We start from the raw sequence: 25,974 nt of genomic DNA, 5'->3' as shown, positions 1-25,974 counted from the left end.
AACGGATGGATTGTTACGTCTACTATCGCGTCGCGACCACGCACGTCGAGGCTGCTTGTATAGCTGTCACACAGTTGTTCGCGCTGGCCGCGGCGCGCTTTGGCGTCGTCGGTCGCATTCAGGTGCGTGCGGATGCCTCCGCCAATGGGCTTGGCAACGTGGGAGCCAATCTCGTTGCCAGGGACGCGGCAGGCACGCAAACGTGGATGGAGCGCTACGACGACGTCGATCCCGTCTTCATCGCCGCATTGCCGCAACTTGTCAACGAATCCGGGCTTGCCGCGCTGGTGGACGGTGAGCGCCACGTCGAGTGCTTCGTCGATATCCCGACACCCCCGCCCCCATGTGCCTGATCGTTTTCTCCTGGCAACCTGAATCCGCCACACCGCTCGTTGTGCTCGCCAATCGCGACGAATTCTTCGAGCGTCCCGCCGAGCCGATGCATTGGTGGTCCGATCGGCCCGATGTGCTCGCCGGGCGCGACCTGCGAGGCGGAGGCACATGGATGGGTGTGAACCGCGCCGGGCGTTTCGCCGCACTGACGAACTTCCGTGACGGTCGCGCGCCGATGGCCCCTGCGGACACACCGTCGCGAGGCCTGCTCGTGTCCGCCATGCTCGACGCCACCTCGTTCGACGATGATCTGATGCGCATCGAAAAACACGCCCACGAATACGCGGGGTTCAACCTGTTGGCGGGAGATTTGCCGGCGGGCAAGCTCTACTGGCTGGGTAATCGTGAGATGCGTGAGATGCGCGAGACGCACGAGACAGGCGAGAGCGATGAAAGGCTTACGGTGGGCGAGGCTGCCGGCTCAACGGCGCTGCCCGTCGCACATCCGATCACACCGGGGATTCACGGACTGTCCAACGCCCTGCTCGATACGCCCTGGCCGAAGCTGGTGAGTCGGCGCAATGCATTGCGTCAGGCGCTGGAAACAAGCGCAGACGACATGGCGCTGCTCGAGGTCATGCGCGATGCCACCGAAGCGCCCGATGGTGCGCTGCCGGAGACAGGCGTGACGCGCGAGTGGGAGAAAAAACTCTCAGCCGCCTTCATCGCATCCCCCGCTTACGGAACACGCTGCACGACATTGCTACGCTATTTCCGGGACGGCACGCTCGAGCTTACCGAGTCCACCGTCTCCCCCGGCCAATGCGCAAGCGAGTTACGTGATCTGAAACGATTCCGGTTCGAGGTCGGCCATCATTGACCTGCGATAGGCGGGATGAAGCGAGCGCCGTCGTCGCCTGACGCTCGACGCCCATCCTCCCAGGCCCTCGCCTCACACCAACCGCACGACCTGCTTGCCGAAGTTCTCGCCCTTGAGCAATCCGAGGAACGCGGCCGGTGCGCTTTCGATCCCTTGTGTCATCGACTCGCGATACCGTAGCTCCCCTGCTGCGATGGCGTCCGTCAGTTCCTTTAACGCTTGCGGCCAGACATCCAGATGCTCGGTCACGATGAAACCTTCGAGCTTGACCCGCTGCGTCAGCAACAAAGAAGGGTACTTCAGCGGAATCGGTGCACCGTTGTAGCCCGCGATCATGCCGCACAGCGCAATGCGTGAATGCGCGTTCATATTGCGCAATACGGCGTCGAAGATCTCGCCTCCCACGTTTTCGAAATATCCGTCGATGCCGTCCGGCGCAGCATCACGTAACGCCTCGAAGACGTTGCCCGCCTTGTAGTCGATGCAGGCGTCGAATCCGAGCGTCTCACGCACATATGTGCATTTCTGTTCACCGCCGGCAATGCCGACGACACGGCAGCCCGCACGCTTGGCGAGTTGCCCGACGACACTCCCCACCGCGCCCGATGCCGCGCTGACCGCCACCGTCTCACCCGCTTTGGGCGCAATGATGCGATTCAGACCGTACCAACCCGTAACACCGGGCATACCGGCCGCGCCTAGGTACACGCTCATCGGCACACGCGTGTCATGAAGCTTACGCAGATTGCTCCCGTCGGAAATGCCATATTCCTGCCAGCCGAACATGGCCGTCACCGCGTCACCCGGCTGCCAGTCCGGATGACGCGACTCGATCACCTCGCCTACCGTCGCACCAATCATGACCGTATCGAGCGGCTGTGGTGGCGCGTACGACTTCGTATCGCTCATCCGGCCGCGCATGTACGGATCGAGAGAAAGGTAGAAGTTGCGCACCAGCACCTGTCCGTCACCAAGCTCCGGCAGTTCCGGAGCGGCCAGGTGAAAGTTGTCGAGCGTAGGTTCCCCGTTGGGGCGGGAGACCAGGAGTATCTGGCGATTGATCGTCATGAGACTTTCCTCCGCATGGGTTGCATGGGTTGCAAGGGTTGCATCCGCGACATAAGTCAGGGGCCGAGACCTCAGTCCCCGCTCGGATCGCCATGATGGCGTTGTTCGTGGACTTCGCGCCCGACTGCCAGTCGGCGCAGATACTTGAAGGTACCCATTGCCTTGGCGACGAGCTTGCCTTTCGCGTCGCGCACCTCGCCCTCGCAATAGGCCATGGTCGTGGAACGGTGCAACAGACGCCCGAACGCACGCATCTCTCCCGAGCCGGGCTGCATGAAGCTCGTCTTCATTTCAATGGTCACCACGCCAGTGCCCTCAGGCGCCACGCTGCGACTTGCCGTACTCAGCGCCACGTCGAGCAGCGCCATGGTGACACCGCCGTGCATCACTTCCCAGCTATTGAGATGCTGCGGCGACAAGGCGAGCCGCAGTTCCGACTCGCCGTTTTCTGCGCGCAGCAACTCGATGCCCATGTGATCGATAAACCCCGACCGGATGGAAAGCGCGCTCATCGCAGGCCCCGGCCGGTTTGGCCAATAAGGTAAGACTTGTCCATCATCATTTCTTCAACTGACTGTCATTCATGAATCATGCCCCGCCGCCTGCGCCACGCCGACGCAACTTCGGCTGAGTGGCTTTGTGGCGAATCGAACACGCTCCCGCATCGCTTACGGTATAGGTCACAGCATCCCTTGCGCTGTCCATTACGCTGTCCATTACGCCGTCCATTACGCCGTCCATTAGGCCGCCCATTTGGCCGCCCATTACGCCATCCCTTGCGCCATCCCCTATGCCCGCGAGACACCTGCCGCTTCGAGCGACGTCCACGCCCTCGCGAGCGACCCGTCGAGGTCGATGGCCCGGCAGGCATGCTCGATCACGCACACGTCGAATCCGGCGGCTTTGGCATCGAGAGCGCTCCAGGCGACGCAGAAATCCGTCGCCAGCCCGACACAGTGCACACGTTTCACGCCCTTGTCGCGAAGATACCCCGCGAGCCCTGTCGGCGTCTTCCGGTCAGCCTCAAGAAACGCCGAGTAACTGTCCACGCCCATCTGGTAGCCCTTGCGGATCACCGCCTGCGCATGCGCAATGTGCAGTTCCTTGTGCAGTTCGGCACCGTGCGTGTCCTGCACGCAATGCGCCGGCCACAAGACCTGCTCGCCGTACGGCAGGGTGATGGTCTCGAAGGGCCGGCGTCCGGAATGATTCTCCGCAAACGACACATGCCCGGCCGGATGCCAGTCCTGTGTGACGACCACATGAGCGAACCCGCTCGCCAGCGCGTTGATCGCGGGCACCACTTCGTCGCCATGGGGCACAGCGAGCGCACCGCCCGGCATGAAGTCGTTTTGTACGTCGATCACGAGCAACACTTCGCTCATCGGTTTCATGTCATTGCCTCCTTATTGACGCCCCCCCGGACGCAAGACGATCGGAGCCGGTCTGGCCTTGCATGACAACGCCCATCCTTCCCCCTGCTTTCCCGGCGTTGCTTAGCCGTTGAAACGCTTGCCGGCCTCGGCCAGTTCCACGAGGCGCGCCGCCGGCGACCAATCCTCGCCGTGTTCGCCGCCTTCAAATTCCCGCACACGCGCGAGCACCTTGTCGAGTCCCACGGTGTCGGCGTAAAGCATCGGGCCGCCACGCCACAGCGGAAAGCCGTAACCGTTCAGATACACCATGTCGATATCCGACGCACGGGCGGCCGTGCCATCCGCCAGCACCTTTGCCCCTTCGTTGACCAGCGCGTAGACGAGGCGATCGACGATCTCTTCCTCCGAGAAGGTGCGTGGCGTAACGCCATGGGTCTTGCGGTAGTCGTCGAGCATCTGCGCCACCTTGGCGGATTCGCGCGGCGTACGGTCGCCTTCGGCGTAGTCATACCAGCCTGCGTGCGTCTTCTGCCCATAGCGGCCGGCCTCGCAAAGCACGTCGGCAATCTTCGGGTACGCGATGCCCGGATGTTCGGCGTGACGGCGCTTGCGAATGGCCCAGCTGACATCGTTGCCCGACAGATCGCTTGTGCGAAACGGCCCCATGGCAAACCCGAAACGCTCGATGGCCGCATCGACTTGCGCGGGCGTTGCGCCCTGCTCGATCATCCATTGAGATTGCTTGAAATACGGTTCGAGCATGCGATTGCCGATGAATCCGTCGCACACGCGTGCGACCACGGCAAGCTTGCCAATGCGTTTGGCCAGCTTCATTACCGTTGCCAGCACGTCCTTGCCCGTGTGAGCTCCGCGCACGACTTCCAGCAGCCGCATGACGTTTGCCGGGCTGAAGAAATGCATACCAATGACGTCTGCAGCGCGCGATGTGGTTTCGGCGAGCGTATCGAGATTGAGCGTCGACGTATTCGACGCCAGAATCGCGCCCGCCTTGGCGACCTTGTCGAGTTCCTTGAACACGACCTGTTTGACGGCCATGTCCTCGAACACCGCTTCGACGATGAGATCCGCGTCGGCCACCGCCTGAAAATCGGTACTGCCATGAATCCGGGCCAGTCGCTTGTCCGCCTCCTCGGCCGACAGCTTGCCTCGCGTGACCGCGCGGCCATAGTTGCTGCGCACGGCCTCGATGCCACGCGCCAGCGCCGCCTCTGTCGTGTCGACGATCGTGACGGGAATGCCCGCGCTCGCGAACGTCATCGCGATGCCGCCCCCCATGGTCCCCGCCCCAATGACAGCCACGCGCTCGATATTGCGCAACGGAATATCGTCCGGCACGTCCGCGATCTTTGCTGCCGCGCGCTCGCCGAGAAACGCGTGGCGCAGCGCCTTCGACTCGGGCGAACTGACCAACGCCACGAAGCATTCGCGCTCGAACTTCACTCCCTCGTCGAACGGGCGTTGCAGCGCAGCCTCAATCGCCGCCACACACTTGTGCGGCGCGGGGAAGTGCGGCTGTTCGCGTTGCACCTTTTCCCGTGCTTGCGCAATCGCGGTGCTCGCGGAGCCGTCCGCATCGTCGATGGCAACATCGCGCAGGCGCGGCAACGCCCCGCCCCGATTCGCCACATCAGTCGCAAAGCCGATGGCACCAGCCAGCAGGTCGGCCGGACTGCCCTCGAACAGCGTCGAGAAAAGTGTGCCGACGAGCGCCTCGGATTTTACGGTGCGCCCCGTCACGACCATATCGAGCGCGCGTGCAATGCCGATGGCCCGCGGCAGACGTTGAGTCCCGCCTGCGCCCGGCAGCAAGCCCAGCTTGACCTCCGGCAACGCAATTTGCGCGCCGGGCAGCGCAACGCGATAGTGACAAGCGAGCGCGAGTTCCAGTCCGCCCCCCATGGCAACGGCGTGGACCGCGGCAATCACAGGTTTGGTGCAAGCGTCCAACGCATTGATGACATCGACCAGCAATGGGCTTTGCGTAGCCTTCGGCGTATTGAACTCGCGGATGTCGGCACCGCCGGAGAAAGCTTTGCCCGCCCCGATCAACACGATGGCGCGCACCTGAGCGTCCGCCTGGGCTTGCGTGAGTCCTTGCGCGATACCGGCGCGCGTCGCATGTCCCAGACCGTTGACCGGGGGATTTTCCAGCGTGATGACGGCCACGCCGTCACGAACCTCATAAGCCGTGCTCATTCTTGTCTCTTTCCTTATATTGTTGGCGTCGTTGGGGGGCGCCGCGAGCACGCAAGCTGCGGCAAGACGATCGTTCGATTCTAGCGCAGCGCTACACCTCGAGCCATTCGCGACGGATCTCCGGCGCGGCTGCCAGCGATTGCGGCGTGCCCTCGAACACCAGCGTGCCCCGCCCCATGACCGCCACACGCTGGGCGCAACTCAGCGCCAGCGACAGCTTCTGCTCGATGAGCAGGATCGCCACGCCCGTGGCACGCAAATCCGTGAGAATCCGACCGATACGCGCCACCACGCGCGGCGCGAGACCTTCGGTCGGCTCGTCGACGATCAGCAGATCCGGGCCTGCCATCATCGCGCGGCACAGGGAAAGCAATTGCTGCTCGCCTCCCGATAGCGACGCGGCCGGCGCGTCGCGACGTGGCGCCAGTTCTTCGAAGCGCTCGAAGGCTTGTGCCAGCGTCATCGGCCGGCCAGCCGCCCCCGAGCGTGACATCGTCTTGCCCGTGCGCTGACCAAGTTGAAGATTCTGAAGCACGGTCAGCGGTCCGAAAACGTCCCGCGTCTCCGGCACATAACCAATGCCAAGCCGCGCAATCTGATGGGACGTCAGCGAAACCAGCGATCGATCGCGCCATCGAATCTCGCCTTCACGCGGCAGCTGCCCCATGATCGCGCGCGCGAGCGTCGAGCGGCCTGCGCCGTTTCGGCCCAGCACTGCAACAATTTCGCCGGGAGCGACCCGCATCGTCACCCCGTGCAACACGCGGCTGCCGCCGTAACCTGCCCTGACATCGACGAGCTCAAGCATGATGCTCATCCCCAAGGTTTTGACGATCGGCATACTCGCCCAGATAGGCCATGCGCACGTCGGGGTGCATGCGAATACGCGCCGGCGTATCACACGCAATCACCGCGCCGCGCGCCAGCACGGCGATTCGGTCGGCCAGCGAGAAAACCACGTGCATGTCGTGCTCGATCATCAACAACGAGCGTCCCCGGCTGAGTTCGGCAATCAATGCCACCATGCGGGCCGATTCGGATTGGCTCATACCGGCCGTGGGTTCATCGAGCAGCATGACACTGCCCGCAGACGCTGCGCACAAACCGATTTCGAGCACCCGTTGCTCCGCATAACTCAGCGCCCCCGCCGGCACGTCACGTCGACCCTCCAGCCCGAGGCGTTCCAGCCAGGCCTCGCTCTGGCGTGTCACGCTGTCGATGCCTCGCATGCGGCGCCAGAACGTATAGCGGTGCCCCCCAGACCATAACCCCGCGCAACGCAGGTGATCGATCACGCTCATCTGGCCGAACAATTGAGAGGTCTGAAAACTTCGGGACAGGCCCAACCGACTGATCACGTGCGGCGCGCGTGCGGTAACGTCGCGCCCGCGCAGCAACACGCGCCCGCTGTCGGGCCGCGTTCGCCCTGTGATGACGTCGAACAACGTGCTCTTGCCCGCGCCATTCGGACCGATGATGGCGAGCCGCTCTCCTTGCGCCAACGTGAGGTCGACGCCGCTCAGCACGCGCGTCGGCCCGAAGGACTTGAACACGCTGCGCACGCTCAGGGCAAACGCCGAGGGATCGGCATGCGTCGATGCGCCGCTCATGGCTGCTCCTGCACCGGGTCGTTCGCCCTGGCGAGCGCGCGGCGCAAACGGCTTGCCGCGAGCCTGACGATGACGACGCCCACGCCCACTGCGACAGCCGAGATCGCCCAACCGCCCACGCCGCCCCCCAAGAGGGCGATGTACCCGATCTGACCCGACTGGGCAATCTGGCCAGGGCCCCAACCGTTCGGCATCGACGCACCGTCGACGGCAAGACGCACGCCATAGGTGGTTTCGACGATGACGATCAATCCGCCGACGGCCAGTGCAAGCCCCAAACATAGGCCCGCGTACGGCCGCCAGACCACGCGTAGGGTGCCGTCGCGCCACGCGCGCGCATGCATTGCCAGCAACCCGGCGATACCGCCCGGCATGAACACGACGACACCGAGAAATCCAAGGCCGAGATAGAGTTGCCAGGCCCGTGTCATGGTCGCGAGCACGACCGTTGCGAATACACCGACCACGGCACCCAACACCGGCCCCGCGAAATATGTCGTACCGCCGAGCACGGTGAAAACGAGGACCACGCCCGATCGTTCGAGACTGAAAGTATCCGCACTGACCAGTTCAAAGTTCAACGCACTCAGTGCGCCCGCCACACCGGCAAACGCCGCCGCAACGATTTGCATGCGATAGCGCACCGCCGCCGGCGACTGCCCCAGAAAGGCGACCCGTACCGCGTTATCGCGCACGGCGCGGGCGAGATAGCCCAGCGGCGTGCGTGTGAGACCAAACATCATCGCCGCGCAGACAAACAGCCACAGCGCCACCAGCCCGTAGACCTGACGCTGCGTGGCAAACGTCACACCCAGCCAGGGCGCACCCAATGTGCGGTCCGTCGGAATCCCGCGCTCGCCGCCGAACCATTCGGGCAGCATCGCGGCCATGACCCAGACCAGTTCGGCAACGCCAAGCGTGATCATCGCGAATGTCATACCCGAGCGGCGCGTGGTCACGTAGCCCAGTGTTGCCCCTGCCGCGCCGCCCGCAAGCGCACCGGCAATCGGCACGAGCCCCATCGACACCGGAAGAGTGTGGGCGCCAATCCGGTTCATGCACCATACGCCCGCGAATGCGCCGATACCCGCATACGTCGCATGGCAAAAACTCAGTAGACCTGTCGAGCCGAGCAGCAAATTGAAAGAGAGCGCGAGAATGGCCGCCGTGCCCATCTGCGTCATGAGCGTGAGTGCAGCGTCGGAAGGAAAGCACCAGGGCAATACGATCAGCGCAGCAGCGAACGCCGACCACACCGCAACACGGCGGCGCCAGGACGGCGCCTCGGACAAGGGAACACCGGGGACCACGTGGTCCATCACCCCTCCCTCACGCCGAAGAGTCCGCGCGGCCGCCACAGCAACACGGCGACCATCAACAGATACGGCACCGCCGGCGCGAGTTGCGCAACGCTCAAGTGCAGCACCGGCGCGATCACCTGCGTGATCGCGGCTGTGAACCCAGTGACCTCCCCGACCGCTGGCGACCACCATTGCGCCAACGTGGCATCGCTCGTCACCGCCCAGGTTTGCAGCAAGCCGATGAGCAACGAGGCGGCAAACGCACCGCCAAGCGAGCCGAGGCCGCCGACGACCACGACGACGAACACCACGCTGCCAACCGTCGCTGCCATGCCGGGCTCAGTCACCAGCACGTTGCCACCCGCAGCGCCTGCGAGCGCCGCCAGCGCCGCACCGCAGGCAAACACGCCCGTGTAGAGCAACGGAACGTCGTAACCGAGCGCCTGTGTCATCGCGGGCTGCGACAGTGCCGCCTGCAAAATCAGTCCGGCACGCGTGGCCCGAAAGGCAATCCACACGAGCAGCGCGATGGCGCACGCCAGCCCCATCAGGAACAAGCGGTACGCCGGCACCGCGATTCCCGCGACCGGTACGAGAACTCCTTCGAGGGCGGCAGGTACTGCGTAGTCGACCGGACCGCGCCCCCAGGCGAGCTGCACCAGTTCCACCACCACGTACGCCAACCCGAACGTTGCCAGCAATTCCGCCAGTGCACCGCGCGATCGCAAGCGCCGCAGCACCGCACGCTCGAACACCGCGCCCGCAATGCCGACGATCAACGGTGCGATGACCAACGCCGACCAGAATCCGACGATCGACGTCATTGCGTAAGCGAAATACGCCCCCAGCATATAAAAGCTGGCGTGGGCGAAATTCAGCACGCCGAGCATGCTGAAGATCAGCGTAAGTCCGCTTGACAGCATGAACAGCAGCAAGCCATAGCTCACACCGTTCACGAGCACGAGGCCGGTGGTGGCGCTCAGCAGATGCACTGCATCTCCTTTTGGGGAAACGTTAGGAAACTTCGGGAAGATCCGGCAAGCCAATGAAAGACGCGGCGCAAGCGCCGCATCCGGGGAGAATTCAGACTGACATTATAGAGCGGCCGGCGCGCCCGACTCGCTTGAGATGGCCCGAAAAACGGCGTCAATGCTGGATTTCGGACGGCATCCCCAGGCGTATCGGACGATTCCGATCAGTGCTCCCGCGCATGCCGGCATGACGACCGTCGTCTCACGACGCCGCCTCGTAGTCGCGGAATTTCTCGCGCAGTTTGAGCTTGAGCATTTTGCCGGTCGCCGTGTGGGGAATCTCGTCGACGAACACCACATCATCGGGAATCCACCATTTCACGACACGCCCCTGATAGAAGGCCAGCACGTCCTCCCGTGTCAGCGTGGAGCCGGGTTTGCGCACGACGACCAGCAGCGGTCGCTCCTCCCATTTCGGGTGACGAATGGCAATGCAGGCCGCCTCGTGAATGTCGGGATGCGCCATGGCGACGTTCTCGACGTCGATGGAACTGATCCACTCGCCACCCGACTTGATCACGTCCTTGCTGCGATCCGTGATCTGCACGTAGCCTTCCGGATCGATGGTCGCCACGTCTCCGGTCGGGAACCAGCCATCGACCAACGGCGAGGTGTCCGAGCGGAAATAGCGCTCCAGCACCCATGGCCCGCGCGCGTAGAGGTCACCGAACGCCTTGCCGTCCCACGGCAACGCTTCGCCGTCCGGCCCCACGATTTTGAGGTCGACGCCGTAGATGGCCGTGCCCTGCTTCTCGAGGATGTGCTGCTGCTCGGCTTCCGGCAAGTCGCGATGGTGCTTGCGCAAATGGCATAACGTGCCGAGCGGCGACATTTCGCTCATGCCCCACGCATGAATGACACGCACGCCGTAATCCTTCTCGAACGATCGCAGCATGGCAGGCGGACAGGCCGAACCGCCGATCACCGTTCGCTCGAGCGTGGAAAACCGCGCGCCGATCGATTTCACATAGGTCAGCAGTCCGAGCCAGACCGTCGGCACGCCTGCCGAGAACGTCACGCCCTCGGCTTCGAAAAGTTCATACAGTGATTTGCCGTCGAGATCCTTACCCGGGAATACGAGTTTCGCACCGGTCAGCGCGCTGGAATACGGCAGCCCCCACGCGTTCACATGGAACATCGGCACGACGGGCAGAACGGCGTCGCGCGCGGACATGTTCATGGCGTCCGGGAGCGACGCGCCGAACGCGTGCAGGACCGTCGAACGGTGGCTGTAGAGCACCCCCTTCGGGTTGCCGGTGGTCCCGGACGTATAGCAAAGTCCGGAGGCGCGGTTCTCGTCCATCGAAGGCCAGTCGAACTTGCCGTCTTCGGCGGCGACGAGATCCTCGTAGCACAGCAACGATAAATCCGTGACCGGCAGGTGCTCGCGATCGGTCATCGCAATCCAGCCCTGCACGTCCGGGCACTGTTTGGCGACGGTCTCGACCAGCGGCAGGAAGTTGATGTCGAAGGCGACGTAGCGGTCCTGCGCATGATTGATGATGTAGGCGATCTGTTCGGGAAACAGGCGGGGATTGACGGTGTGAACCACGCTGCCCATGCCCGAGACCGCGTAATACAGTTCGAGATGCCGATACCCGTTCCACGCGAGCGTGCCTACGCGCTCGCCATCGCCCACCCCAAGACGGCGCAACGCCTGCGCCAGTTGACGCGATCGCTGCTCGGCATCGCGCCAGGTGTAGCGGTGGATGTCGCCCTCAACGCGACGGGAGACGATCTCGGTATCGCCATGGTGACGTGCGGCATGGGTGAGCAGCGAGGAAATCAGCAGCGGCGCGGCCATCATCTGGCCGAGGAGCGGTGTTGCCATACGTCGAATCTCCAGAAAAGTCGGAATAACCGGAATTACGGGGATTACGGGATACGTTGAGCGATTCTTGACGCGCCAGCGCGCCGGGTCAACGCCCATCGCTTGTGCGGCGCAACACGGCACATGACCGCCAGTGTACGCAAGCCGGCAGCGCGCGACGGACACCTCAAGTAGAATGTTTGTTCACCATCAGGAACGTCCCCAATGCCGGCCACCGACCGCCCCGCCTCAGTTCCCGCCGCCGTCTCTGAATCCCTGAAGCCGTTCGGACCGCTACGCTTGACGAACCGCTTTGCAACGCTCGGCACCGACTTCTTTACCCGCCTGTCTGCACAACCGTTGCCCGCGCCGTACCTCGTCGGTTTCTCGGCCGACGCCGCGCGGCTGCTCGGCTGGTCGCCGCAGGCCGCCCGCGATCCGGAATTCCTCGCCACCTTCGCGGGCAACGCACCGCTCGCCGGCGGAGATCCGCTTGCCAGCGTCTATTCCGGACACCAGTTCGGCGTATGGGCGGGGCAATTGGGAGACGGTCGCGCGTTGCTCCTGGGCGAGGCCGACGGCCCCGGCGGACGCTGGGAGATCCAGCTCAAGGGCGCAGGACTCACTCCCTACTCGCGCATGGGCGACGGTCGCGCCGTGTTGCGCTCTTCCATTCGCGAATTCCTCGGCTCCGAAGCCATGTTCCATCTGGGCGTGCCGACCACGCGTGCGCTGTGCGTGATCGGCTCGGATGCCCCGGTACGCCGCGAAACCATCGAGACGGCCGCCGTCGTCACCCGTTTGTCGCCCAGCTTCATCCGCTTCGGGCATTTCGAGCACTTCTGGGCGGGCGACAATTACGACGCGCTGCGCCAGTTGGCCGACTTCACGATCGATCATCACTATCCGCATTGCCGCGACGAAGCCAATCCGTACCTTGCGCTGCTGAGCGCCGTGTGCGACGCGACGGCGGAGCTGGTCGCGCATTGGCAGGCCGTGGGCTTTTGCCATGGGGTGATGAACACCGACAACATGTCGATTCTCGGCCTGACGATCGATTACGGGCCGTTCGGCTTTCTTGACGGCTTCAACGCGCATCACATCTGCAACCACTCCGACACGCAGGGCCGTTACGCTTATCAGGCGCAACCGAACGTCGCTTACTGGAATCTGTTCTGCCTCGCCCAGTCGCTATTGCCGCTGTTTGGCGAGGGCGAAGCGGCGATCGAACAGGCCCAGTCGGTATTGCCGGTATTCAAGACACGCTTTGCCGAGGAAATCGACCTGCGCATGCGCGCCAAGCTGGGCCTGCGCGAATCGCATGCCGACGACGAGACGCTCATCAACCGCCTGTTCAGGCTCATGCATGAGGGCCGTGTCGATTTCACGCACCTGTTCCGCACGCTTGCCACGCTCAAGATGGATGACCCGCAGGCCGATGCGCCGCTGCGCGACATGTTCATCGACCGGCCGGGCTTCGACGCGTGGGCGGTCGACTACCGCGCCCGGCTGCGTTACGAGGCGAGCACAGATGCGAAGCGCGCCATTGCAATGCGGCTCGTCAACCCCAAATACATCCTGCGCAACCATCTGGCGGAAGTTGCCATCCGGCGAGCCAACGAGAAAGACTTCTCCGAAGTCGAGACGCTGCTCAGGGTGCTCTCGCACCCTTACGACGAACAACCCGAATTCGAGCGCTACGCCGAGTTGCCGCCCGATTGGGCCGGACAGCTCGAAGTCAGTTGCTCTTCTTGATATCAGGAGATTTTCATGAGCAAAGTGGAAAAGACCGACGCCGAGTGGCGCGCCCAACTCGACGACGTCGAATACCAGATCACGCGCCATGCGGCGACCGAACGCGCGTTCACCGGACGCTACTGGGATCATTGGAAGGACGGCACGTATCGCTGCGTGTGCTGCGGCGCCCCGCTGTTCGAGTCGACCGAAAAATTCGACGCCGGCTGCGGCTGGCCGAGCTACTCGAAGCCGATCGAGGGCGCCGGTATCGACGAGGTCACGGATTACAGTCATGGCATGGTGCGCGTCGAAGTGCGCTGCCACAATTGCGACGCGCACCTCGGTCACGTGTTCGAGGACGGCCCGCAACCCACCGGCCTGCGCTATTGCATCAATTCCGCGTCGCTCAATTTCGAGGACAAGGACGGAAAGTCCGACAAACCGACGCAGGACTGAGCACATTGACCGCGCGGGCGTCCGTCCTGCGCGGTTTCGCCGAACGTACTGACTACACCCTCACCAGGCGGACACCTTCGGGGCGTCCGCTTTCAAAAAGCGACACTTTGTCGCTGACCAGCGGTGAAATGTCGTGAAATTCGCGTCTTTCGCCCGAAACTGGCGTTTTTTGGCTTTAGGCTTGCGTCCACCTGACTTTTACTGGGAGCCCTTGTCATGTCCAAGAAATCTGATCGCCGTCTGACCCTCGCCCTCGCCGGTTCGCTGATTGCCGCCGGCGTCATGCTCGGCGCCCCCGCGCACGCACAAATCAACGTGCCCCAGGCTGGCGCCCCGGGCACAGGCGGCAGCGTCGCCGCACCCACGGTCATGCCGCGCGCCGTGACCGTCGAACAGGCGCTGGCGGCGAAGCAGGATATCGAAGCCGTCATCGAGGGATACATCGTGCAGAAGGAAAGCAAGCACGAGCACTACACGTTCCGCGACGCATCGGGCAAGACGATCATTATCGAGATCGACGACAAGTATGTCCCCTCCGGTCGTGAAATCACGCCGCAGACGCTCATCCGAATCTGGGGAGAAGTCGATGTCCATCATCGCAAGCCGAACGATATCGACGTGAAGAAGGTCGAGTTCGTGGATCGTCGATAACGGAGCCGCTTATCCCCGAGCGCTTGCCGATGCCGATCGTGCCCGCCACCGCGCGGGCATTGCCCTTTCGGCTCCCCCCACCTTCTCGGTTTCGGAAGCCCGTCCATCTGCGGCGCGGGCCTTTGAAATATAATGCTGGCTTGCCCCTCGGCGTCTCATGCGGGGGGCAATCATCCCGAAGCCCCCAAGCCGAGACTTCATGAAATTTCTTTTCGACCTGCTACCGGTCATCCTGTTTTTCGTCGCCTTCAAATTCGCCGGTATTTACGTGGCAACCGGCATCGCGATCGTCACGACGATTGCCCAGGTCGTCTGGATGTGGCTGCGTCACCGCAAGGTGGAGCCCATGCAATGGGTCAGTCTGGCAATCATCGTGGTGTTCGGCGGCGCGACAATGCTGCTGCACGACGAAACCTTCATCAAGTGGAAACCGACCGCGCTGTACTGGCTCTTCGGTGTCACGCTGTTCGTCGCGGAACTGGTGTTCGACAAGAACCTGATTCGCGCGATGATGGAAAAGCAGATGGCGTTGCCCGAGAACCTCTGGCGTGCCGTGAACTTCAGTTGGGCGCTGTTCTTCCTCGCGATGGGCGTGCTCAATCTGGTCATCGCGTATCACTTCTCCACCGACACGTGGGTCGACTTCAAGCTCTTCGGCGGCATGGGCCTCATGGTCGTGTTCATCGTCGTGCAGAGCCTGTGGCTCGCGAAGTACATCAAGCAGGACGAGTAACGGCTCGTTCGTCAGGAAATCACCGCCATGACCATGGAACAGCAAATCGAAGCGCGGCTCAACGCCGCGCTCTCTCCGCTCGAACTGACGCTCGAGAACGACAGTGCACGCCACGCCGGACATGCCGGTGCGGCATCGGGCGGCCACTACAACGTGCGCATCGTCTCCGCAGCGTTTACCGGACGTAACCGCGTTGCGCGTCACCGCCTGGTGTATGATGCGCTAGCCGATTTGATGCAGAACGGCATTCACGCCCTCGCCATCGTTGCGCTCGCCCCGGGCGAAGCGTAACTCGCATGCGACGCGTCCCCCGTCGATTAACCTTGCCTTCGTCATTCGTTAGGAAAAACAGCATGGCATTGAAACTCGCCCGCACGGCATTGGCGCTTGGCGCCGTCGTGTCGCTGACCGCCGTCTCCCTCCCTGCCCTCGCCCAGAACGTTGCCGTCGTGAACGGTACGCCGGTGCCTGTGGCACGCGCCGACGCCATGGTGCGTGAAATGGTGCGTCAGGGCCAGCCGAACTCGCCGCAGTTGCAACAGCAAGTGCGCGAAGAGCTGGTCAAGCGTGAAGTGCTCGCGCAGGCCGCCATCAGCAAGGGGCTGGCCGCCGATCCGGCCGTCAAGCAGCAGATCAAGCTCGCCGAGCAAGGCGTGCTCATCCGCGCGCTGATCGCTGACTTCCAGAAGACTTCGCCGGTAACGGACGCCGAATTGCAGGCGCGTTACGACCAGCTGAAGAAGCAGTTCGGCGACAAGGAATATCACGCACGTCACATCCTCGTGCCGAGCGAAGACACCGCCAAGGAAGTCATCGCAAAGCTCAAGGGCGGCGCGAAATTCGCCGATCTCGCCAAGCAGTACTCGAAGGATCCGGGTTCGGCGCAAAACGGTGGTGACCTCGACTGGTCGCCGGCCAACGCCTACGTGCCTGAGTTCGCCGATGCCCTGCAGAAGCTGCAAAAGGGTCAGTATTCGCAAACGCCGGTCAAGACGCAGTTCGGTTATCACGTTCTCGAACTGGACGACGTGCGCGACGCACAGATCCCGCCGCTCGCTGATGTCAAGCCGCAGTTGGTGCAGCAAATGCAGGAAGAAAAGCTGCAAGGCTTCATCGACGGTCTCGAGAAGAAGGCCAAGATTCAGTAAGCGTTTTGCGCGCACCGAGTCGAAACGAAAATCCCGCCTGATGGCGGGATTTTTGTTTTCCGCAGACGAGAGACAAACGCATCCATCTCCTCATTACGATTGCGCAAACCGGATCGTGCCGTGTTGCAGTGCCGACGTGGCGCGTTTTCACGTCCGCGCTCGAAACCCGAAGCGGTGCATTCGGCCTCCCGTTGGCTGTCATTGCGCCCCGATCTGATCGCCCGGCGCGTAAATGAATATCTGCGTGGGGGCCGCGGTGACGTTCACGCGGATGATCGGGAGGAAGCGGCCTGTCGCGTCGAAATAGCCCTGCTGGATGATGCGGGCGTCGGCAAATACATTCCCCACCGCGACGAATGCTTCAAGCGGTAGCTTTGCCGGGATATTGGGCGGCCACGGCTTCATCGTGATTTCGTTATGCCGGTAGCCAAGGATCACGTCGCTTGGAAAATCGCGGCGAATGGTGATGCTTAGCTGGAACGATGTCGGATCGGGGCGGAATGGGCAGTGGACACCGATGTTGGTATTCGCGTATCGCGCATACCATGTTGCGTACGACGTCACGCCTAGCTGGTCGCAGAACCGCTTATCGGCCGCACTGCTAAAGCAGCTTTCGGATCGACCTCCCGTCCCGGCATCCGTCGGGAACGAGCACTTCAGAATCAGCGGCTGCCCCGAAGGGGCGTTGAATTCCTTCATGATGAAACCGGTCCCTCCAGTCCAACCAGCGACCGCAGTGACCTTTGCATCTGCCCGCAGATAGCTATAAGACACACCGTCGCGAGCAATGTAGTCGGTGCGTGGGTTCCACACCGGCATGTCCTTCACGGCCACCATCCGAATCAACACCCCATCGCAGTAATACGCGGGATCTTTTCCGCCGTTGCAACTTGGTGATACGTCCGCGTAGCGCTTCGTCAACCGCTCCGCCACCCGGAACCCCTCCTCCAACTGATCGGTTTCGTCGAAGCCGAACGTCGCACCTTGGCCGGGTACGAACATCACGCGCAGAATCGGCATCCATTGGCCGGCCGCCGTGAAGTACTGCATCTGATAGCGCTGCGCCTGCAATAGCTGGCCGGGTGTGCTGGCGTCGTAATAGAACGCCTGGATGGGGAGGGTCGTCGGCGCTGCGGGGTTCCATGCCGCGCTCAGCAAAGATAAGGCGGTTTGCGCCAGCACGTCCGTTAACTGCTCGTGGGCCTGCATCGCCGCGTGGAACTGCCCGGCATCGTGGGCGCTCAGCGAACACTGCCGGAGGATGTTCTGGCCGTTGGCGATGAAGTGAGCGACCCACGCCGTTGCATCCGTCACGCCGTTCGACATGCACGAACTCCAGTCCGGTGGCGCAGGGGGGCCGCTGCCCAACATATCGCAGCCGTGCGAGCCGGACACCCCCGGCGGACTCACCGCGACGGGATACACGCACCGCACGTCGTACGGCTTGCCCCAGCCCGCTGCCGTAAAACCATCGGCCAGAATGAAGCCCGCCGTCGCGCCCAGCGACGATGTGCGCAAGTCCCCTCGGACGAACGCGAGATTGACCGACTGCGTCTGCGTCTCGTCCGCCGTGAGCGCCGCGAACTGTTGCGACGCGCCACCCGATAACGGCCGCACGATCAATCCACTGCACATCCATATCGGCCGGTCCATGCCACAACGCTGAACACGCGACGCATAACGCTGATTGACCAACTGCGCCACATCGGGGCCGGGCAGTGCCTGCGCGTGAGCGCACAGCGCCGCGAACGCGAGGGCCAGCGACATCGACACGCGACACCAACCTGCCATGCGCTGACTCACGACACATCGAATAAGCGTGACCGTCATCACTCGCCTCGCGCGTTCCCGACCGGAGATCATTGAGCCACGCCGCATTGACGACGAACAACTGTCAACCCTGACAGGTGGACGCAAGACACATGTCTCTGGCTATTGCTGAGCGCCGACCTGATCGCCTGGCGCATAGGTGAATATCAGTCCGGGTGCCGCAGCGGCATTGACGCGGATGATGGGCAAAAAGCGCGCCGTCGCATTGAAATAGCCCAACTGGATGGTGCGGGCATCGACATAAGCATCGCCCACCGCCACGAACGCTTCCAATGGCAACCTCGCCGGAATATTCGGCGGCCAGGGTTTGATGGTGATCTCATTCCATGCGCCAACGGCCCCGGCATAATCGCGTCTTACCGTCACACTCAGATTGAATTGTGCGGGCGTTACGCTGAACGGGCATTGCGACGACGTCCATGCCGGGTATGTCGTCACGCCAAGCGAGTCACAATACCGATTCTGCCCCGGGTTAAAACAACTGTCGGGGCGCGCATTCGTGTTCGCATTCGCCGGAAAGGAACACTTCACGATCACCTGCTGACCCGCTGGCGCGTTGAGTTCCTTGAAGATGAATCCGGTCCCGCCGCGCCCGGTGGCGAGCTGCGTTACCTTGGCGTCCGCCCGCATGTAGCTTGCCGACACGCCATCCCGGTTGATGTAGGACTGCTGCGGGTTCCAGATCGGCATCTGCGCGACAGACACCATCCGGATGATGACGCCATCGCAAAAGTACGCCGCTTTCGTCCCGTCGTTGCAACTCGGCGAGGTATCCGCATACCGAGCCGTCAAACGCTCGGCGACGCGATATCCCTCTTCCAACTGGTCGGTCTCGTCATACCCGAAAGCAGCGCCTTGTCCCGGCGTGAACGCCACCCGGAGAATCGGCACCCACTCCCGCATGGCGTTGAAGTACTGCATTTGGTAGCGCTGGGCTTGCATGAGTTGACCCGGCGTGCCGACGTCATAGTAGAAAGCCTGAACGGGAATGGTGGATGGCGCTGCCGGATTCCATGCGGCGCTCAGCAGCGACATCGCCGTCTGCGCGAGCGCGTCCGTCGTCTGCTCATGGGCCTGTACGGCCGCATAAAACTGGGGCGCCGAGTGGGCGCTCAGCGAGCATTGACGGAGGATGTTCTGGCCGTTTGCCATGAAATGGGCAACCCACGCCATTGCATCCGTCACGCCATTCGCGGCACACGAACTCCAGTCGGGCGGCACAGGCGGTGCACTACCCAGCAGATCGCAACCGTGCGAGCCGGCCGCGCCCGGCGGACTCACGTCGAAGGGATACACACACCGCACGTCGTAGGGCTTGCCCCAGCCCGCCGCCGTGAAGCCGTCCGCCAGAATGAAACCTGCCGTCGCACCCAGCGACGACGTCCGCAAGTCGCCTCGCACAAATACGAGATTCACCGATTGGTTTTGCGTCTCCTCCGCCGTTAGCGCAGCGAAGTTCTGCGAAGCGCCGCCGGCGAGTGGGCGAACGATCAGGCCGCTGCACATCCAGATAGCGCGGTCCACCGCGCATTTCTCGACGCGCGATGCATAGCGCTGACTGACCCATTGCGCAACGTCTGCACCCGTGGCCGCGCAGGCCGTACCGCTGCCGCTGCCCAGTGCCAGCGCGACCCACAGGCATGCGAGCGCACGACGAAATCGGACCAAGGCATCGAACGCAACGACGCGCTCGCACGCGCCACTCAGCAAGCGCAAGGAGATCGGAGGGATCATCGCAACACCTCGCATGAAAGCGGCCCGGACTTATTGGGCCACGCCACGTTTGCGACGAACAACTGTCAACCCTGACAGGTGACGAGATCCATAAAAGAAAAAACCGCTTACCCCTGAACAGGGCAAGCGGTCGTTTCACTACCGTCTCACAGCCATCTTTGCGGGACACCCTCGCGATCCACACCGAAGTGTCGCCCCGCTCACGCCGTCACGCCATCACGGCATCAGCCCACCCAACGACGAGCGTTGCGGAACATGCGCATCCACGGGCTGTCTTCACCCCACTGTGCCGGCGCCCAGCTCATCTGCACCGTGCGGAACACGCGTTCCGGGTGCGGCATCATCACCGTAAAGCGGCCATCGCCGGTCGTGACTGCCGTCAGGCCGCGCGGCGAACCGTTCGGGTTGTACGGGTACTGCTCCGTCGGCTGACCACGATGATCGACGAAACGCATCGCAGCAATCACCTGATCGATGTTGCCCTGCTGACCGAAGTTGGCGAAGCCTTCGCCGTGCGCGATCACGATCGGCAGTTGCGAGCCTGCCATGTCCTTGAAGAACAGGGACGGCGAATCCAGCACTTCCACCTGGGTCAGACGCGCTTCGTACTTCGACTGGTTGTACGTGAACTTCGGCCAGGCGGCGGCACCCGGAATCAGGTTCGACAGGTTGCTCATCATCTGGCAACCGTTACACACGCCCAGCGCGAACGTGTCGGCACGGTTGAAGAAACCCGCAAACTGCTCCGCGAGCGACGGGTTGAACAGAATCGTCTTCGCCCAACCTTCGCCGGCACCCAGCGTGTCGCCATACGAGAAGCCGCCGCAAGCGATGAAGCCCTTGAACGCTTCGAGCGAATGGCGACCGGCGAGCAGGTCGCTCATGTGCACGTCGTACGCATCGAAGCCGGCTTTGTCCAGCACATAGGCCATTTCCAGATGCGAGTTCACACCCTGCTCACGCAGAATGGCGACCTTCGGACGCACGCCCGTCGCGATGAACGGCGCGGCCACGTCTTCGCTCGCGTCGAACGTCAGCTTCGGCGAGAGGCCCGGATCGCTGGTGTCGTTCAGCGCTTCATACTCGGCATCCGCGGCCGCCGGGTTGTCGCGCAGGCGCGCGATGCGCCAGCTCACTTCCGACCAAACACGTTGGAGCTCCGCACGCGAGGCACCGAAGATCTTCTTGGCGTCGCGATAGATTTCGATGACGTCGGTGTTGTTCGGCTTGCCGATCACGTTGGTCACCGACGACAGACCCGCTTCACGCAGCGTCTGCAAGACGGCGTCGCGCTCCGACGCGCGCACCTGAATCACGCCGCCGAGCTCTTCCGAGAACAGCGCGCGCAGCGTCTTGTCCTCACGACGCCCCACCGTCTGCTTCGCCCAGTCCTTGGCATCGCCGTAATCGGATTCGAAGCCCTCGTCGAGGGTAAGCATGTCCACGTTCAGCGACACGCCAACGTGTCCGGCAAACGCCATTTCCGCGACCGTGGCGAACAGACCACCGTCCGAGCGATCGTGATACGCGAGCAACTTGCCTTCACGGTTGAGCTTCTGGATCGCGTCGAAGAAACGCTGAAGGTCGGCAGGATCGTCCAGATCCGGCGTGACGTCACCGATCTGCTGCGTCACCTGCGCGAGAATACTGCCGCCCAGACGGTTCTTGTTGTGCCCCAGATCGATGGAGATCAGTACGGTCTCCCCGGCGTCGGCAACAGAGCGCAACTGCGGCGTGAGATGCCCGCGAACGTCCTCGACCGGCGCGAACGCCGAGACGATCAGCGATACCGGCGCAACCACGTCCTTGGCACGACCGGCGTCGTCCCACTTGGTGCGCATCGACAGCGAATCCTTGCCCACCGGAATCGACAGACCCAGTGCCGGGCACAACTCCATGCCGACGGCCTTGACCGTGTCGAACAGCGCCGCGTCTTCGCCTTCGGTGCCGCAGGCCGCCATCCAGTTGGCCGACAGCTTGATCTGGTCGAGCGACGCAATCGGCGCCGCCGCAATGTTGGTGATGGCTTCGCCAACGGCCATGCGACCCGACGCCGGTGCGTCGATCACCGCCAGCGGGGTGCGCTCGCCCATCGTCATCGCTTCGCCGCGATAGCCGCTGTAGTCCATCAGCGAGATGGCGCAATCGGCCACCGGCACCTGCCACGGGCCGACCATCTGGTCGCGCGCGGTCAGGCCGCCCACCGTACGGTCACCAATGGTGATCAGGAACGACTTGCTGGCCACCGTCGGGTGACGCAACACGGCGCGCGCGACTTCATCGAGCGACAGGCCGGTGACATCCACCGGCGGCAGTTCTTGCTTCATGCGCTTGACGTCGCGATGCATGCGCGGCGGCTTGCCGAGCAGCACATCCATCGGCATGTCGACCGGGTCCGGCGATTCCGGATGCATCGGGTCGACGAGCTTCAGTTGACGTTCGTCGGTCGCGATACCCACCACGGCGACCGGGCAACGTTCGCGCTGGCAGATCTCCTGGAACGCCGGGAAGCTGTCCGGCGCAATGGCGAGCACGTAGCGCTCCTGCGCCTCGTTGCTCCAGATTTCCGCCGGCGACATCCCCGACTCTTCCAACTGCACCTGACGCAGATCGAAGCGCGCGCCCTTGCCTGCACCGTCCACCAGTTCGGGGAACGCATTCGAGATGCCGCCCGCGCCCACGTCGTGAATCGACAGGATGGGGTTGGCTTCGCCCTGACGCCAGCACCAGTTGATCACTTCCTGCGCGCGACGCTCGATTTCCGGGTTGCCGCGCTGAACCGAATCGAAGTCCAGTTCGGCCGTGTTGGTACCGGTCGCCATCGAGCTGGCGGCGCCCCCACCCATGCCGATGCGCATGCCCGGGCCGCCGATCTGGATGAGCAGCGTGCCGGCCGGCAGGTCGTGCTTGTGCGTGTGTTGTGCGGCGATGTTGCCCATGCCGCCCGCGATCATGATCGGCTTGTGATAGCCGCGCACACGACCGCCAACGTTCTGCTCGTAGGCGCGGAAGTAGCCGCCCAGGTTTGGTCGGCCGAATTCGTTGTTGAACGCAGCGCCGCCGAGCGGGCCGTCGATCATGATCTGAAGCGGAGACGCGATACGGTCCGGGCGGCCGTAGTCGGCGCCCGTGTCGTCAGGCTTGCGCAGCGACGGCGGCACCGCCACGTCGCGATCGTTTTCCCACGACTCGCGCGCGTCCGGCAGCGCGAGGTTCGAGACGGTAAAGCCAGTCAATCCCGACTTCGGCGTGGATCCACGGCCGGTCGCGCCTTCGTCGCGAATCTCGCCGCCGGCCCCCGTCGACGCCCCCGGGAACGGCGAAATGGCCGTCGGGTGATTGTGCGTCTCGACCTTCATCAGCGTGTGCGTGAGCTCGACGCTGCGACCATACTTGCCATCGGCACCGCGCGGATACCAGCGCTCGACTTCGGCGCCTTCCATCACCGAAGCGTTGTCCGAGTACGCCACCACCGTGCCCTGCGGGTGCAGTTGGTGCGTGTTCTTGATCATCTGGAACAGGGATTTGTCCTGCGCCTGACCGTCGATCGTCCAGTTGGCGTTGAAGATCTTGTGGCGGCAGTGCTCGCTGTTGGCCTGCGCGAACATCATGAGTTCGACGTCGGTCGGATTGCGCTTCAGGCTCGTGAAGGCGTCGACGAGATAATCGATTTCGTCTTCGGCAAGCGCCAGGCCGAGATCGCGGTTCGCGCCTTCGAGTGCGCTGCGGCCCGCACCGATCACGTCGACCGTCTGCAACGGCTTGGCCGGCAGTTCGACGAACAGCGCTTCGGCGTCCTTGCGCGTGGCGACGACAGCCTCGGTCATGCGGTCATGCAGCACCCCGGCCACACGGGCGAGCACATCGGCTGCCAGCGACTTCTTGCCGCCCAGCAGACCGGACTTCACGCCGATCGTGTACTCGACGGCACGCTCGATGCGGCGCACGTGATCGATGCCGCAGTTGCGCGCGATATCGGTCGCCTTGCTCGCCCACGGGGAAATCGTGCCCAGACGCGGGATGACGAGCAGTTGATCGCCGACCGGCTCTTCGCGCACCGGCTCGCCGTAGGTGAGCAGACCGGCAACACGGGCCACGTCTTCGCTCGACAGCGGCTCGGCGCTGGCGACGAGATGCACGTAGCGGGCGTCGATGCGCACGATCGAGCTGTCGATGGCTTGCAGGGTCTGCAAAAGACGTTGCTGGCGGAATTCGGAGAGCGCCAAGGCGCCGGCGAAGCAGGCAATGTGAGTCATGGAAGGACGGAAGGCGAGGCGTTCAAAACGCGGGGGAACGACAAACCGGGATTATACCCTGCTTACCCCGGGTTATACCCGAGTGTGAGGCAGGCAATCTGCATGCCGTCCCGCCCTGTGAGGGCGTCTCTCTGGTAACCTATGCGCCCCGTATCCATGCGGGCCGCGAAACCGGGATTCACGCGAATCCGGCCGAAATTCACCGCTTATTCATCGAATTACGGCGGTGTGAGGCACTTCACCGGGCAGGCGGCACGTCAAAGAACGACACTAAACGACACTAACAAGCGAACGAACGGGCGTTCGCCACACACCAGACGGTTGGGAATGAAGGTCATCGTTATCGGCGGCGGGGTCATTGGCACATGCACCGCCTACTATCTGGCCGCCGCGGGGCACACGGTCACGCTCGTCGAGCGCAACAGCACGGTCGCGCAAGAGAGCAGCTTCGGCAATGCAGGCGTCATCGCGCCGGGGTACGTCACCCCCTGGGCGGCGCCCGGCATGCCGCGCAAGTTGCTGGGCTACATGTTCAGCAGCGCGAGCCCGCTCATTTTCCGGCCCGGCCTGTCTGCCGGCACGTGGCGCTGGGCCGCCCGCTGGCTGCGCGAGTGCAAGCTCGAGCGCTACCGCGCCAATCGCGAACGGATGCAGCGTCTGGCGTTCTACAGCCAGCGCTGCCTGCACGAACTGCGTGAGAGCCATATTTTCGAATACGAGCATACGCAGGGCTATCTGCAACTGTTCCGGACCGAGCGCGAAATCAAGATGAACGAACCGGCGCGCGCCATGCTCGCCGAGAACGAGGTGCCGCATCGCTTGCTCACGGCCGACGAATGCCGCAAGCTCGAACCCGCGATTTCCACCGACGCGCCGCTGGCCGGCGGCCTCCATTTGCCGCGCGACGAAACCGGCAACTGCCCCCTTTTCACCAAGCGCCTGGCCCAGATCGCCCGCGACATCGGCGTGACGCTGGCGACCGAGACGACGGTGCTGTCCGTGCGGCCCAATCTGGGACGTGCCGGTGTCACCGTCGAGACGGCCAGTGCGGCGCAGGTCGGGCAAACCACATCGTTGGAAGCCGATGCGGTGGTGATTGCCGCCGGCGTGGCCAGCGCATCGCTGCTGCGGCCGCTGGGCATCGATCTGCCGCTGTGGCCCATCAAGGGTTACTCGATTACGGTGCCCGTCAAGACCGAATTGTTCAGCCCGCGCATCGCCGTCATGGACGAGTCGTACAAAACGGCCATCACCCCGCAAGGCAACCGTCTGCGCATCGCCGGCACGGCCGAACTGGGCGACACGCAACTCGTATTGCGCGAGCGCGCCATCGCCACCCTCTACAAGGTGGCGACGGACTGGTTCCCGGGTGCGGGAAGGTACCGCGAGGCCCGGGCATGGGTCGGTGCGCGCCCGATGCTGCCCGACGGCCCGCCGCTGCTCGGCGCCACGCACCTGCCGGGCATCTTCCTCAATGTCGGTCACGGCTCGACCGGCTGGGCCATGGCCTGCGGCTCGGGACGTGTGCTCGCCGACGTCATCTCCGGCCAGACGCCGGACATCGATTTGAACGGGCTGACGCTTGCCCGATACGACCGATAAGGTCGGTAAGGTCGGCAAGGTCGATAGGGGAACAGCAAGGTCGATCCGGTCAAAGCGGTCACTGCGGTCATTGCGGTTATTGCGGTTATTGCGGTCGATAGGACCGTTACGACCGACAGGGCGAAGCGACGGCCGTCGCATCCGCCCTCCGGCCCCCGCCCTCGCGCCTCGCATTGCCACATCCCACATCGTCACGGCCCA

Annotated in this window: 21 protein-coding genes; 9 read left to right on the top strand and 12 right to left on the bottom strand. The window is 63.5% G+C overall.

The annotated features are described in order from the left end of the window. The first annotated feature begins 5 nt into the window (after positions 1-5). Together PCA31118_RS03005 and PCA31118_RS03000 are read left to right on the top strand one after the other, a co-directional pair. Entirely contained in the window at positions 6-353 is a 348-nt protein-coding gene (locus PCA31118_RS03005; RefSeq protein WP_150622810.1) for a DUF4936 family protein, read from the top strand. After that, a complete protein-coding gene (locus tag PCA31118_RS03000) occupies positions 344-1,213 on the top strand; it encodes an NRDE family protein (RefSeq protein WP_150622808.1) in 870 nt (289 codons plus the stop codon). Before PCA31118_RS03005 ends, PCA31118_RS03000 begins: the two co-directional genes overlap by 10 nt. 72 nt (positions 1,214-1,285) lie before the next feature. Here PCA31118_RS03000 and PCA31118_RS02995 read toward each other — a convergent pair whose 3' ends face one another. The 9 genes from PCA31118_RS02995 to PCA31118_RS02955 form a co-directional block, all read right to left on the bottom strand. Continuing rightward, positions 1,286-2,281 (bottom strand): NADP-dependent oxidoreductase, encoded by a 996-nt coding sequence (locus PCA31118_RS02995; RefSeq protein WP_150622806.1) that lies wholly within the window; start codon positions 2,279-2,281, stop codon positions 1,286-1,288. Positions 2,282-2,352: 71 nt separating this feature from the next. Further along, positions 2,353-2,793 carry a PaaI family thioesterase gene (locus tag PCA31118_RS02990; RefSeq protein WP_150622804.1) on the bottom strand — a complete coding sequence of 147 codons (441 nt, stop codon included), beginning with the start codon at positions 2,791-2,793 and terminating at the stop codon, positions 2,353-2,355. A 276-nt stretch (positions 2,794-3,069) separates the two neighbouring features. Then, positions 3,070-3,675, bottom strand: a complete 606-nt coding sequence (gene pncA / locus PCA31118_RS02985) for a bifunctional nicotinamidase/pyrazinamidase (RefSeq protein WP_150622801.1) — start codon at positions 3,673-3,675, stop codon at positions 3,070-3,072. 102 nt (positions 3,676-3,777) lie between these two features. Further along, positions 3,778-5,874, bottom strand: a complete 2,097-nt coding sequence (locus tag PCA31118_RS02980) for a 3-hydroxyacyl-CoA dehydrogenase NAD-binding domain-containing protein (RefSeq protein WP_150622799.1) — start codon at positions 5,872-5,874, stop codon at positions 3,778-3,780. Between the two features lie 91 nt (positions 5,875-5,965). Then, entirely contained in the window at positions 5,966-6,682 is a 717-nt protein-coding gene (locus PCA31118_RS02975) for an ABC transporter ATP-binding protein (protein WP_150622797.1), read from the bottom strand. Next, entirely contained in the window at positions 6,675-7,484 is an 810-nt protein-coding gene (locus tag PCA31118_RS02970; protein ID WP_150622795.1) for an ABC transporter ATP-binding protein, read from the bottom strand. Before PCA31118_RS02970 ends, PCA31118_RS02975 begins: the two co-directional genes overlap by 8 nt. Beyond that, a complete protein-coding gene (locus PCA31118_RS02965) occupies positions 7,481-8,803 on the bottom strand; it encodes a branched-chain amino acid ABC transporter permease (protein WP_246190023.1) in 1,323 nt (440 codons plus the stop codon). Before PCA31118_RS02965 ends, PCA31118_RS02970 begins: the two co-directional genes overlap by 4 nt. Further along, complete coding sequence (locus PCA31118_RS02960) at positions 8,803-9,777, bottom strand: branched-chain amino acid ABC transporter permease (RefSeq protein WP_150622793.1); 975 nt, start codon at positions 9,775-9,777, stop codon at positions 8,803-8,805. The genes PCA31118_RS02965 and PCA31118_RS02960 overlap by 1 nt, the downstream gene beginning before the upstream one ends. 241 nt (positions 9,778-10,018) lie before the next feature. After that, positions 10,019-11,647 carry a 3-(methylthio)propionyl-CoA ligase gene (locus PCA31118_RS02955; RefSeq protein ID WP_150622791.1) on the bottom strand — a complete coding sequence of 543 codons (1,629 nt, stop codon included), beginning with the start codon at positions 11,645-11,647 and terminating at the stop codon, positions 10,019-10,021. Positions 11,648-11,851: 204 nt separating this feature from the next. Here PCA31118_RS02955 and PCA31118_RS02950 point away from each other — a divergent pair, with 204 nt between their 5' ends. The 6 genes from PCA31118_RS02950 (at position 11,852) to PCA31118_RS02925 (ending at position 16,351) form a co-directional block, all read left to right on the top strand. Next, on the top strand, positions 11,852-13,381 hold the full coding sequence (locus PCA31118_RS02950) for a protein adenylyltransferase SelO (protein WP_150622789.1): 1,530 nt from the start codon (positions 11,852-11,854) through the stop codon (positions 13,379-13,381). Positions 13,382-13,396: 15 nt separating this feature from the next. After that, a complete protein-coding gene (gene msrB / locus PCA31118_RS02945; RefSeq protein ID WP_044455991.1) occupies positions 13,397-13,819 on the top strand; it encodes a peptide-methionine (R)-S-oxide reductase MsrB in 423 nt (140 codons plus the stop codon). 216 nt (positions 13,820-14,035) lie between these two features. Next, positions 14,036-14,470: a YgiW/YdeI family stress tolerance OB fold protein gene (locus tag PCA31118_RS02940; RefSeq protein WP_150622787.1), complete on the top strand. Its 435-nt coding sequence runs from the start codon at positions 14,036-14,038 to the stop codon at positions 14,468-14,470. A 199-nt stretch (positions 14,471-14,669) separates the two neighbouring features. Beyond that, a complete protein-coding gene (locus tag PCA31118_RS02935; RefSeq protein ID WP_150622785.1) occupies positions 14,670-15,203 on the top strand; it encodes a septation protein A in 534 nt (177 codons plus the stop codon). Positions 15,204-15,230: 27 nt separating this feature from the next. Next, positions 15,231-15,494 carry a BolA family protein gene (locus PCA31118_RS02930; RefSeq protein WP_150622783.1) on the top strand — a complete coding sequence of 88 codons (264 nt, stop codon included), beginning with the start codon at positions 15,231-15,233 and terminating at the stop codon, positions 15,492-15,494. Positions 15,495-15,556: 62 nt separating this feature from the next. After that, positions 15,557-16,351: a peptidylprolyl isomerase gene (locus PCA31118_RS02925; protein ID WP_150622781.1), complete on the top strand. Its 795-nt coding sequence runs from the start codon at positions 15,557-15,559 to the stop codon at positions 16,349-16,351. A gap of 198 nt (positions 16,352-16,549) precedes the next feature. Here the strand turns inward: PCA31118_RS02925 and PCA31118_RS02920 are convergent, their stop codons facing one another. The 3 genes from PCA31118_RS02920 to purL form a co-directional block, all read right to left on the bottom strand. Then, positions 16,550-18,181, bottom strand: a complete 1,632-nt coding sequence (locus tag PCA31118_RS02920; protein WP_150622778.1) for a hypothetical protein — start codon at positions 18,179-18,181, stop codon at positions 16,550-16,552. A gap of 102 nt (positions 18,182-18,283) precedes the next feature. Then, positions 18,284-19,915, bottom strand: coding sequence for a hypothetical protein (locus PCA31118_RS02915; protein WP_150622776.1), 1,632 nt, complete (start codon positions 19,913-19,915; stop codon positions 18,284-18,286). 224 nt (positions 19,916-20,139) lie between these two features. Further along, complete coding sequence (gene purL / locus PCA31118_RS02910; RefSeq protein ID WP_150622774.1) at positions 20,140-24,171, bottom strand: phosphoribosylformylglycinamidine synthase; 4,032 nt, start codon at positions 24,169-24,171, stop codon at positions 20,140-20,142. 141 nt (positions 24,172-24,312) lie between these two features. Between purL and PCA31118_RS02905 the strand changes: the two genes are divergently transcribed. Further along, positions 24,313-25,773 carry a D-amino acid dehydrogenase gene (locus PCA31118_RS02905; protein WP_343043249.1) on the top strand — a complete coding sequence of 487 codons (1,461 nt, stop codon included), beginning with the start codon at positions 24,313-24,315 and terminating at the stop codon, positions 25,771-25,773. Positions 25,774-25,974 lie beyond the last annotated feature (201 nt).

This window comes from Pandoraea captiosa, assembly GCF_902459775.1.
GTDB classification, from domain to species: domain Bacteria; phylum Pseudomonadota; class Gammaproteobacteria; order Burkholderiales; family Burkholderiaceae; genus Pandoraea; species Pandoraea captiosa.
Note: the sequence above shows the minus strand (reverse complement) of the source record. Positions and strands in the feature narration are given on the sequence as shown.